Below are 11,757 nucleotides of genomic sequence, written 5' to 3' on the forward strand. Positions count from 1 at the left end.
TGAACAGGAGTGATGAACCATGTCTACGATTAGAGAAGTCATGTCTGCCCCGACGGCGACCTTGACGATTCAAGACAATATTTATGAAGCAGCCGTACTCATGAAGCAGTACAATGTTGGATTCATTCCGGTGCTTGAGCAGGACAGAGTGGTGGGGCTCTTGACAGACCGAGACATTGTCGTGAGAGGCATAGCGGAGAAAAAGCCAAATTCGTCCCGCATTCGCGATGTCATGACGGAAGAGCTGTATGCCGTGACCCCAGATCAATCCATTGATGAGGCGGCTGATCTGATGGCTGAACACCAAATTCGAAGACTGCTAGTGATCGATGACGGGAAATTGGTTGGCATCGTCTCCCTCGGCGATCTTGCAGTACGGACACCGCTGATGGATGAAGCCAGTCATGCGCTGAGCGAGATCTCAGAATCGCCCTATACGCATTAAACTTAGAGTTCATCCCCGCAGGAGAAACTTTCTCTGGTGAAGGGGATGGGCTTTTTTTCATAACCATCAGCAGTACGCCGAAAGAACATGCTTATGATAAAGGAGAGTAGGGCGATGGGCTCATTTGACTTGGTCGTTCAGCAAGATATGACGATATTGGTATATGCGAACAGTCCTCTTTATGAAGACATGCGTCAAGCCTTGCAGCGATTCGCTCAACTTGTCAAGCATCCGGCCGGTATACATACGTTCAAAATGTCGTCGATTACACTGTGGAACGCAGCTTCAGCAGGGATGGAGAGCGAGGAAGTGATTGCGCTCTTGGAGCAGCATGCCTCCACGCCTGTGCCGATGAAGGTGAAGCAGGACATCCAGTTGTGGATGGGACGATATGGCCTGTTCACATTGGAGGGCGAAGAAGGTGCTGGCATTCTAGAGCTTACATGCACTGATCGAGCTGTGCTAGAACGCATGATACAGGATGGAGAGCTTGGCTTAATGTTCAGCGGGCGCATGTCAGAGCACACAGCATGGGTCCAGGCCAAGCATAGAGGCAGGCTTAAGCGGGATTTGGCAAGAGCGGGATACCCTGTCGTTGACCGAGTCGGCTATAGAGAGGGGGAACGGCTAGCCTTCTCTTTAGCAGTGACAATCGCGGAAGGAAAGCCATTCGAACTTCGAAGCTATCAGCAGGAAGCCATTCAGGCCTTTGTAGGCTCGGAACAAGTGCTCGGAGGTGATGGTGTTGTCGTTCTCCCCTGTGGAGCGGGCAAGACGGTAGTGGGCATTGGTGCAATTGCAGCCCTTCAAAGTGAAACCTTGATCCTTACTTCCAACGCAACTTCGGTGAAGCAGTGGAAGTCCGAGCTGCTGAAGAAGACGACGCTTAGAGAGGATCAAATCGGTACCTATACCGCCAATGAAAAGCAGGTTCGGCCGATCACGATCTCGACTTATCAGATGATGACTTTTCGTCGTCCTGATGAAGAGGAATGGATTCATATGCATTTGTTTCATGAGCGGAACTGGGGGCTGCTTATCTATGATGAGGTCCACCTCCTCCCAGCGCCTGTATTTCGAACAACGGCCGATCTTCAGGCTGCAAGGCGACTTGGCTTGACTGCGACCCTTATTCGGGAGGATGGCTGTGAGCAGGATGTATTTTCGCTTATAGGTCCAAAGCGGTATGAGAAGCCTTGGAAGCAGTTGGAGCAGGAGGGCTGGATTGCGAAGGTGCACTGCGTAGAGGTTCGCGTTGGGATGGAGGAACACTTGTCCGAGTGCTACCACACCGCTTCTGAACGGGACAAGGCACGCCTCGCAGGAGAAAATGTGCAGAAGGGGCAGGTTGTGGATCGACTGCTAAAACGCCACTCTTCTGAGCCGACATTAATCATTGGACAATACCTGAATCAGTTGAAGACGCTCGCAGAGCGCCTGCATATTCCGCTTATGACAGGAAAGACTCCGCAGGAGGAACGAGAGGAGCTGTATAGGCAGTTCCGTTCAGGTCAAATCAGGCAGCTCATCGTCTCGAAGGTTGCGAACTTTGCAGTAGATCTTCCTGATGCGACGATTGCCATCCAGATATCGGGAAGCTATGGCTCCAGACAAGAGGAGGCGCAGCGGCTTGGCAGGGTGCTGCGAGCCAAGGCAGATGGAAGAGATGCTTACTTTTATTCGGTAGTAACGGATCAATCCAAAGAACAGGAGTTTGCGAGAAAGCGGCAGTTATTTTTGCTTGAACAAGGATACACTTATGATGTGATGAAGGGAGAGGGAGTTTATGAAGCTTGCGGAGCTATTGAACATGCTTCTGAAGGTGAATCGTGATCACCCTGTAGCCCGCTTATGGCAGAGATACGCTCAGTCGGAACAAGACCTTCGACAGGCATTGGCGGGCATGTCGCCTGAACTGAAGCCGTTGTTCAAGGTGCTGATGCGCTTCGCGGGCCCTCTTCCCTTCGAGGCTAATAAGCTGGATGAATGGCATGGGCAATGCGAGCAATACCCAATTGGTTATGTGCAAGCAGCGCTGCCACTCTATATGAAGCTTGGTCTAGTAGCACAATTGGAGCTCAGTTGGGGCGAGCAAGCCTATGTCATTCCTCAAGAGATCTATGAAGCTGCAAGCCATGATCATCTTGTGGAGAACCGCCTTGTTGATGACCTGTCTTATGGCTCTCCGATGCATGAGCTTCTTCCAGTCATGCCTTCTGCGACGATTGAAGCGGGAGAGGAAGCGGTGCAGGATTTGTTTAGAATCATGGTCCTGGCAGCCCAAGGCGAACTGTCTTTTACATCAAAAGGCGTTCTGCAGAAGAAAATCATTCAGCGTCTTGAAGGAATGCTTCGCATAGAGGAGAACGCCTTGAAAGCAGACGGATTTCTGTGTCCGACAGCTCCGTTTCTATCTTCACGGTTGGCGCTGATTCTAGAGCTTGCCTGCGCAATGAAGATGATTGCACCAGAGCCTGATGGATACAAGATTAATGCGCAGAAACTTCATTATTGGCTGGACAGCTCGGTCAATCACTGGAGACGAGCGCTGCATGAGATTGTGAGGAAGCAATATGTTCGAGCTGATGTAGAGATGCATCAAGGCATAATAGCTATAGAGCAGTGCGGGCATCCCTCCGAGTGGCGTTCGGTTTCGAAGGTGCTCAAGTATGTGGAATCGACGTATGGCTGCTCGAATAGATCAATGGGATGGCTGCGAGACTGGCTTCTGGCCTCGCATGCCCTTGGCCTGTGCGATCTGGGCAGGCTGCCTGAAGGCGAGTGGTATTACCGCTGGAAGGCAGTGCCGCTGGAACAGCAGGATGCATGTAGCCAAGAAGAGGGGCCGCAGCTGTTCGTTCAACCCGATTTTGAGATCATGACGGTTCCGGAATGCTCGTTTCGAGTGCGATATGAGCTTGAAATGATGGCTGAACTTCAAGCATCCGAGCCATTGTCCATCTATAAGCTCCGCTTTGAATCATTTAAGAAAGCCCTTGAGCGAGGCAGAGCGAGGGAATGGCAGCTGGAATTTCTGCGCCTGTTTGCAGTGAACGGCGTGCCTTCATCGGTGGAGGATGCTCTCGTACAGTGGTCTTTGCAGCTTAATAAGGTTCATATCCAAGAAGCGCTGCTTGTTCGATGCCAAGATGAGGAGGCGTTTGAACGTATACAAGTCGAATGCCAAGAGGATATACAACATCTGCGGCTCGTGCCGATTGGAAGCAAGGACTATATTCTCGCAGCTGAACATGCAGAAGATATAGCGAAAAAATTGACGCGCATGGGGCTCTTGTCTCCTCCTAAGAGCAGACAGGAAGCGAAGGGATTGATCCCTCCATTTGCAGTTTCGGTTCGCCCTAGCGAAGAGGGAGAGATTCATTTAGGCAAACAGGAATTCAAAGAAGAGATGATGCAGGATTTAAAAGGAACAGTTTACAGTATTGGTAGGTTGAAGTATTATGAAATGGATGCAGATCTCTTAGCGGAGACGATGGCATCAGCGCCGTATTATCGACTTCCAGAGATGTGGACCAAGTCGATGCGTACGTATCATGCTTCAACGATGAGGGAACTGATTCAGACTGCCATTGAGCTGAGATTGTCGATTGAAGTAGAGCTATCTAATCATGAGCGAAGGCTGCTTACTCCATGGCGCCTTCAGAGCACTCCTGCAGAGCTAACGCTCTTGGAGGCTTCTCTTGACAACAGCAATCGCCTGAATCGGGTATCCTTTGACCCGAAGCAGTTCAAAGGTGTGCGCATTCTGCTTCCAGCATGGCTCTGAAGGAGATTGCGGTAGCCTTGATGAGAATTGAGCGTGATAATCGTGCAGCAGCATGAAGTTGTCGATATGGCCGCTCTGCTTACTCATGCTTATGAACTCGGTGACATGATTAAGGATTCGGCCGAAGTGGCGAATTATCTATATTGGAAGGTTAGGGTTGAATCGCATCAGGAAGCCCAGCAGATGATTAAAGAATTCGCACGCAAGAAGGAAGCGTTCTCCGAGACAGAGCGCTTTGGACATTTCCATCCAGATTATCATAAAGCAAAGGCAGAGATGGAGGAGACGGAGCTTCGCCTGAATGCAATTGAAGCGGTTCGCAGCTTCAAAGAAGCGGAGGATCAGCTTGATCAGATGCTTTATGAGCTCTCTTCTTCAATTGCGCATGCGGTATCTGACACCATCAAAGTGCCGAGCAATGCCCTAAAGCCTTCCGGCGGCGGCTGTGGGAATGGCTGCAGCGGCGGCTGCGCCAGCTGCGGTTAGTCGTATGAATGGAAAGAGAGGTAAAGCATGTTTCCAGTACGTACAGGATTGATTATATGGGTTAGTGATGTGAAGGCGGCACGCAACCTTGAGAAATATGGAAGTCTTCACTATATCTCAAGAAAGATGCATTACGCTGTTCTCTATGTCAATGCAGAATTCGCAGAAGAGACGATGAAGAACATTAAGAGACTTCCATACGTCAAAAAGATCGAACGCTCTTATCGCAATGAGCTTAAGACGGAATTCAGCGGTCAATTCGAAGAGAAAACTCGCTTTTACGGCATGTAAGCTTCTACTCCTGCTTAAGCCCTATGCGAGCTTGGCAAGCAGGCAGGGGAGATATCCTAGATCAGGGTATCTTCCCTGCCTATTTGCATTTTTCACAGAATATTCACCAATTGCTAAAGTTTCCCTAAAAAAGTGTAAAAATGTATGTACTAAACTTGTGAATGGCATACGTATCATGTAATATAATGGGTAATTGTCTAGATAAAAAGACCTAATATGGTGGAGAGTGGTAGCTGTGAGGGACAAGGTGATGGAGCGATGGAGTACGTACGAACCGTTCTATGTCATGTTGGGTGATAAGAAAATAGCGGACATCGTCATTACTAATCATGCTAAGACTCGCTTTGATGACCGCATTTCGCATGCCGATACGAACACGGAGAGCATTGCGGAATGGATGTGGGATTGCTTGAAGCAGCAGCGAATCTCCGCTTACTACCGCAATGAAGAAGATGTGTACCTGATTGATGACGATATTGTGTTTGTAGCCGAGTTTGTTCCATCAGATCAGGACATGGATTTGGCAGGCAACCCGCTGATGAAGATGATTGTTGTCACCTACCTAGGTCGAATGTCCGAGACCATGGAGCTAAGAGACCTGAAGACATACTATTCATGGCTGCGCCATTCGAGACGTATGACCTTGGTTAAGAATTCGCGGAAGAGAAGATAGCTTCATCCACATGGATACGATAGATCGCCATTGCCTCATATCTAATGCTGCAAATCGCTGTACTCCTTAAGGGGTACGGCTGTTTGCGTAGTGAGCATATATGGCATTGTGATATAATAATAAACGAAATAGACGCAAGGGAGAAGGGATGAGTAAGCGATGGGAGTCAGCTTTCACCAATTACATATTTTTTATACCGTAGCGACCAAAGGCAGCTTCTCAGCAGCGGCTCTTGCGCTTCATATGACACAGCCAGCCGTGACCATGCAGATTCAATCGCTGGAGGATTACTTCGGCACGAAGCTGTTTCATCGCTCAACGAAGAAGCTCTCCATTTCTGACGCGGGCAGAACGCTGCTTCCCTATGCAAGGCGAAGCATTGATCTGGTGCATGAGACGGAGCAGGCGATGGCTGTATTTACGAATGAACTCCATGGAAAGCTCCAACTGGGGGCGAGCCTAACGATAGGCGAGTATGTGCTGCCGCACCTGCTTGGTGCCTTTGGCGTGAAGCATCCACAAATGACACTCAATATGAAGGTTATGAATACAACCCAAATTGTAGAAGGGATTTTGCAGCATCAGCTTGATCTTGGACTTGTTGAAGCTCCTGTAACAGAGACGGGAGTCATCGTAGAAGCCGTCATGTCCGATGAACTGATGCTGATTGTGCCAAAGAGCCATGCTCTTGCTGGACGAGAGACGATAACGATGCATGAGTTGATGAACTGCTCCTTTATTATGCGCGAGCAGGGTTCAGGCACGAGACTTGTTATGGAGGAAGCGCTTCGTAATAATGGCGTTGATCTTACAGCGCTGTCGATTGCGATGGAATTGGGAAGCACGGGTGCCGTCAAATCGGCGGTAGAAGCAGGATTAGGCGTGACGATGCTGTCTCCTTCTGCCGTTCGTCATGAAAGAGCGCTTGGACTGGTAGATACGCTCAGAGTGGAGGGGCTGTCTTTGAAGCGGCAATTTTATGCCGTGCATCGCAAGGATGGCGTGCTGACGTGGCCAGCGACCGCTTTTTTAACCTTTTTAAGACAGCAAAAGGAAGGGGCCAACGAGAAATGAGTGAATCCCTGTACGATTCAAAAGGATTGCCCGCAGTGAACGGCGGTGCCGATTTACATACTCATACGACTGCTTCAGATGGAATGGAATCTCCAGCTTCTAATGTAAGGCTTGCTAAGCAGGCAGGTCTTGAGGCGATTGCTATTACCGACCATGACACCGTTGCAGGGCTTAAGGAAGCGCGAGAAGAGGCAGAAAAGCTCTCGATTGAGCTTGTTCCCGGCGTGGAGATTAGTACAGTTGAGGAAGGCATCGATATTCATGTTCTAGGCTACTTTATCGATGAGCACGATCCTAAGTTTCTTGAGCGGCTGAAGGGACTGAGAAATACACGCGATATTCGCAATCAAATGCTGGTCGAGAAGCTTACAGCGCTCGGGATTCCACTTACGATGGACGAAGTGGTGGGGGAGCTTGATCGTCCACTCGCAGAGGGCGAGACCGTGGGGCGTCCACATATTGCTGACGCGCTCGTTAGAAGAGGAGCGGCGAAGAACATGAAGGACGCGTTCGATCGCTACCTGGGCAAGGATGGAGCAGCCTATGTGAATCCTCCTCGCATTCGTCCGTTAGATGCCGCAGCATGGATTCGGGAAGCAGGTGGCGCAGTTGTGCTTGCTCATCCGGGATTGTACGGAAGCGATGAGCTTGTTGAGCGCATTGTGGCTGAGATCAAGCCGGATGGCATTGAAGTATGGCATTCGGATCATGGCGAGGCAGATGCAGCTCGATATTATGCGCTGGCAGAACGTTTAGCTGTGCTAATGACCGCTGGCTCGGACTTCCACGGCGCTCGTCAAGGGGACGTATTTCACGGGGCGCTTGGAAGCCGAAGAATCAATATGCATGTAGTTGAGCGCTTAAAGCATATCGCTTCGCATGGAGGATGCTAAGTTATACGCTAGAGGGAGTGCCGTTATCAACATGATTAAAACGATAGGACTCTTTGCGCATGTGGATGCTGGCAAGACCACGTTTGCAGAGCAGCTGCTTTATTTAACACGCGCGATAGCTGAGCCCGGCAGGGTGGATCATCGCAGCGCTTTTTTAGACAGTCATGAGATCGAGCAAGAGAGAGGTATTACGGTTTTTGCTGACCAAGCCACATTTGCCTACAAGGATCATATCTATCACCTTATTGACACTCCCGGGCACGTCGACTTTTCTCCTGAGATGGAGCGCACGATCCAGGTTATGGATGCTGCGATCATCATCGTTAGTGCAGTTGAAGGCGTAGAAGGACATACGGAGACCGTATGGCAGCTTCTGAAGAAACAGCATGTCCCGGTCTTTTTCTTCATCAACAAGACAGATCGAACTGGAGCGAATCTTGATGAGGTTGTTGCTCAGATAAGAAGCTTGTTCACAACAGATCTCTTCTTGCTTCCAGCCACGCAGGTAGCTGAAGAGTGGAGCACAGAACAGATTGAGTTTGTGGCGGAGCGTGACTCATTGCTGCTTGAAGCCTATCTAGAGCGAGGAATCGATGAGTTCCGCTGGCGGCAAGCCTTGAGCATGATGGTTATGGAACGAAGTGTATTCCCGCTAGGGAGCGGCTCTGCCCTTCATCATCACGGCATTGAACCATTCTTCGCTATGCTGGATGGATTAGTTATGACCTCCTATGATCCAACCGAACCCTTTGCAGCACAGGTGTACAAGATTCGTTATGATGCTGCGGGCACGAGAATGACTTTTTTGAAAGTGCGAAGCGGGAGCTTGCAGGTAAGAGGCACAATAAGCTACAAGCATAACGATAATGAATATACAGAGAAAGTTACCCAGATTCGCTCTATTAATGGCAAACAGTTGAAGCAGGTAGAGCGTGCAGCAGCAGGGGAGTTGTGTGCGGTTGCGGGATTAACGATGGCTGCGTGCGGTCAGGGGGGTGGTGCGCTCTCCAGCCAAACAGCCGTTGAACTGATACCAGCGCTGAAGTCGAAGGTGATTCTGGAGCCTTCAGTTCACCCGAAGGATGCCCTAAAGGTCTTCAGAATGCTCGATGATGAGGATCCTTCCCTCAGCGTTAGCTGGGAGGAACGAACGCAGGATATTCATCTTCACGTCATGGGCGTTATCCAACTTGAGGTGCTGGAGCGGATCGTGCTGGAGCGATTCCAGCTGAAGATTCGCTTTGGCGAACCGCAAATTCTATACAAGGAAACGATCGGAGATGCAGTAGCTGGCTGCGGCCACTTCGAGCCCTTGAAGCATTATGCAGAGGTTCATTTGCGGATCGAGCCAGGTCCTCGTGACAGTGGGATCGTTTTTCTCAATGCGTGCCATCCGGATGTGCTGCCTGTCAACTATCAGCATCTAGTGGAGCAGCATATTCATGAGCGCGAGCATCACGGCCTGCTGACGGGTTCTCCTCTAACGGATCTGCACATTACGCTCCTCAAGGGACGCGCGCACAATAAGCACACCCATGGCGGAGATTTCCGCGAGGCTACGTTTCGTGCAATACGTCAAGGGCTTGAGCAGGCTGAAAATATTCTGCTTGAACCGATCTATGATTATAAAATTAGAGTTGCGCTCGATCACATGGGCAGGGTGCTCTCAGATATTCAGCAGGCGCACGGCAGCTTCCAACCGCCTGAGATTGAGGGGGATAAGGTAACGGTCACAGGCAGGGTGCCAGTGGCTACCTTCATGAACTATAGTGTGGAGCTTGCCTCCTTTACTCAAGGAAAAGGAAGGCTCAGCTTGATGCTTGGCGGGTATGAGCCTTGTCATCAATCGGAGCAGGTTATTGAAGCAATCGGCTATCAGAAGCAGGCTGACCCTGAGTATACGTCCTCGTCTATTTTTTGTGCAAAAGGGCAAGGGTATGAGGTTCCGTGGGAAGAAGCAGCTGGTCATATGCATGTGTAATGGGAATAGACGCATACGCATGTGATGGTCACGCATAACATGTAAAAAAGCAGCATCCGTATCTCTGATACGCATGCTGCTTTTGTGAGTGTGAGAGGACATTGTAGAGCTAAGGCTTAAGTAACGTTCTGTACGGGTATTAGCCGCCCTGCTTCATCTCAAATGCTAAGGAGCGGATGCGTCCTTCCTCTGGAGTGATGTAGAGCGTCTTTTGTCGATCATAAATCACAAAGCCCGGCTTGGCTCCGCTCGGCTTGCGTACGTAGCGAATGAGCGTATGATCGACAGGCACTTGGCTGGAATGCTTCGCTTGGCTGTAATAAGCAGCAAGCTGAGCAGCTTCTTCGAGTGTTGCATCTCCGAATTCCTCGCTTCGAATGACAACGTGCGAGCCAGGGATATCCTTGGTGTGAAGCCATGTATCATTTGGCTTTGCTAGACGATTGGTAAGGTATTCGTTCTGGATATTGTTTTTGCCGACATAGATCGGAATGCCTTCTGAAGAAGTGTACAGGTACAAGGTAGGACGGCTGTCCTTCTTCTTGCGCTTCTGCTTGCGTCCTCGGTCGCGAAGCAGCCCTTGCTCAATGAGTTCCTCGCGAATCTCTTGAGCATCCTGCATATTAGCGTCTGACAGCTGCTGAAGCAAAATGTCATAGTACGCATTCTCCTTCTTGGCCACGTCCATCTGTTCATGAACGACCTGCATGCTGTTTTTCAATTTATTATATTTCCTAAAGTAACGCTGTGCATTCTCTGATGGCTCAAGCAGCGGATCAAGCGGAATATTTAGCACTCCCATGTGTTCATCATAAAAGTTCTCAAGCGCAGTGGACGTATCGCCCCGTTTGATCTGATACAAATTCGCAAACAACAGCTCGCCCATAATGCGATACTTGTCTGCATCCTGCGCTTCTTGAATCGTATATTCCAGCTTATCAAGCTTTTTTAGATTCTTCTTCTTCTCCTGCTCAAGGAATCTTGTCAGGTCCCCAACGCGCTGCTTGACCATGTCGCGCTCGGCCTTGTCGCCATAGAAGGCTTCCATGCAGTCGCTAATGCTGTCATACATCTTTAGAGAACCTGAAATGTGCGTAAGCGGCAGGACAGAGAAATAGCTCTTGCCATCGTCTGACTCTACAATGTTCGATTGATAGTGATTGCTTCGAATAGGCTGCATCATCTGCTCGAAAGCAGACCATGCACGGTTCAGCCAATCAGCACTTTCCAGCTGGCCGATGCGGTAAACCCATTCCTTGGCTAAAAGCGGACTCACGCCAGACAACTGCTGCACAAGCCACTTGGCTGCCAAGTCCGGATGCTCCTCGTCAAGCTCGGCTTCTTGGGAGAGGAGCTGCTTGAAGGCTTCCTCGCTCATATCAAGCGGGTTAGTCTTCAACTGCTCAGGAGGCGCCGTATACGCAAAGCCTGGCATGATGATGCGATAGCTGCTGATGGCAGGGGTAATGTGATGAATGCCGTCAACGATCTGTCCCGTTGCAGGTTCGGTGAGAATGATATTGCTGTGGCGTCCCATAAGCTCAATAATGAGAAGCTTCACCGATTCATCGCCAAGTTCGTCGCGCTTGCGAATGTAGATATGAATGACACGCTCCATGCCAACTTGCTCTATTCGTTCAATAATGCCGCCTTCGCAGTATTTGCGCATAAGCATGCAGAACATTGGCGGCTCTGGCGGATTGACGAACACCTGCTCACTGAAGTGAATGCGGGGATAAGTCGGGTTCGCCGAGAGGAGCAGTTTTCGATTCGCCCCTGCAACCCGCATATGTAGTACAAGATCATGCTCTGTTGGTTGATGAATTTTATGAATACGAGTCGTACCGGTCATCTGCAGCTCATGAACCAGCGCTCTTGTTACCATTCCGTCTAATGACATAATGAAGGTCTCCTATTCCATTGATGACTTCCTCTCTATGATGCCATACTTTTGTCCAAAACTTAAGAGCTCCCTTCGTATTCCGGTGGGATATTTTCGATCTTGTCCGAATAGATTTAGCCTAGAGGCTGTTCGAGGGGCCGACGAAGGTGTCGAACGAGGAATATGCCGGGGTTCGATCATCCGTCTATAAGCAATGCCTTGGATGGAAAAGCGATCAGGAGGAA

At 49.8% G+C, this 11,757-nt stretch carries 10 protein-coding genes; 9 read left to right on the top strand and 1 reads right to left on the bottom strand.

The window, feature by feature from the left end:
* Positions 1 to 19: 19 nt before the first annotated feature.
* From B9Y93_RS02385 to B9Y93_RS02425, 9 genes are all read left to right on the top strand, one after another.
* Complete coding sequence (locus tag B9Y93_RS02385) at positions 20 to 445, top strand: CBS domain-containing protein (RefSeq protein WP_085492748.1); 426 nt, start codon at positions 20 to 22, stop codon at positions 443 to 445.
* 114 nt (positions 446 to 559) lie between these two features.
* Positions 560 to 2,278, top strand: a complete 1,719-nt coding sequence (locus B9Y93_RS02390) for a DNA repair helicase XPB (RefSeq protein ID WP_176228828.1) — start codon at positions 560 to 562, stop codon at positions 2,276 to 2,278.
* A complete protein-coding gene (locus tag B9Y93_RS02395) occupies positions 2,232 to 4,232 on the top strand; it encodes a helicase-associated domain-containing protein (protein WP_085492749.1) in 2,001 nt (666 codons plus the stop codon). The genes B9Y93_RS02390 and B9Y93_RS02395 overlap by 47 nt, the downstream gene beginning before the upstream one ends.
* 36 nt (positions 4,233 to 4,268) lie before the next feature.
* Positions 4,269 to 4,718: a YlbF/YmcA family competence regulator gene (locus tag B9Y93_RS02400; RefSeq protein ID WP_085493928.1), complete on the top strand. Its 450-nt coding sequence runs from the start codon at positions 4,269 to 4,271 to the stop codon at positions 4,716 to 4,718.
* A 27-nt stretch (positions 4,719 to 4,745) separates the two neighbouring features.
* Positions 4,746 to 5,009 (top strand): YlbG family protein, encoded by a 264-nt coding sequence (locus tag B9Y93_RS02405; protein WP_085492750.1) that lies wholly within the window; start codon positions 4,746 to 4,748, stop codon positions 5,007 to 5,009.
* Between the two features lie 235 nt (positions 5,010 to 5,244).
* Positions 5,245 to 5,682, top strand: coding sequence for a hypothetical protein (locus B9Y93_RS02410; RefSeq protein WP_085492751.1), 438 nt, complete (start codon positions 5,245 to 5,247; stop codon positions 5,680 to 5,682).
* A gap of 159 nt (positions 5,683 to 5,841) precedes the next feature.
* Entirely contained in the window at positions 5,842 to 6,756 is a 915-nt protein-coding gene (locus tag B9Y93_RS02415; RefSeq protein WP_085492752.1) for a selenium metabolism-associated LysR family transcriptional regulator, read from the top strand.
* Positions 6,753 to 7,649 carry a PHP domain-containing protein gene (locus B9Y93_RS02420; RefSeq protein WP_085492753.1) on the top strand — a complete coding sequence of 299 codons (897 nt, stop codon included), beginning with the start codon at positions 6,753 to 6,755 and terminating at the stop codon, positions 7,647 to 7,649. The genes B9Y93_RS02415 and B9Y93_RS02420 overlap by 4 nt, the downstream gene beginning before the upstream one ends.
* A 31-nt stretch (positions 7,650 to 7,680) precedes the next feature.
* Positions 7,681 to 9,630: a GTP-binding protein gene (locus B9Y93_RS02425; protein WP_085492754.1), complete on the top strand. Its 1,950-nt coding sequence runs from the start codon at positions 7,681 to 7,683 to the stop codon at positions 9,628 to 9,630.
* A 139-nt stretch (positions 9,631 to 9,769) separates the two neighbouring features.
* Here B9Y93_RS02425 and B9Y93_RS02430 read toward each other — a convergent pair whose 3' ends face one another.
* Positions 9,770 to 11,530, bottom strand: a complete 1,761-nt coding sequence (locus B9Y93_RS02430) for an Rqc2 family fibronectin-binding protein (protein ID WP_085492755.1) — start codon at positions 11,528 to 11,530, stop codon at positions 9,770 to 9,772.
* Positions 11,531 to 11,757 lie beyond the last annotated feature (227 nt).

Source organism: Paenibacillus aquistagni (assembly GCF_900177815.1).
Lineage (GTDB): Bacteria > Bacillota > Bacilli > Paenibacillales > Paenibacillaceae > Paenibacillus_B > Paenibacillus_B aquistagni.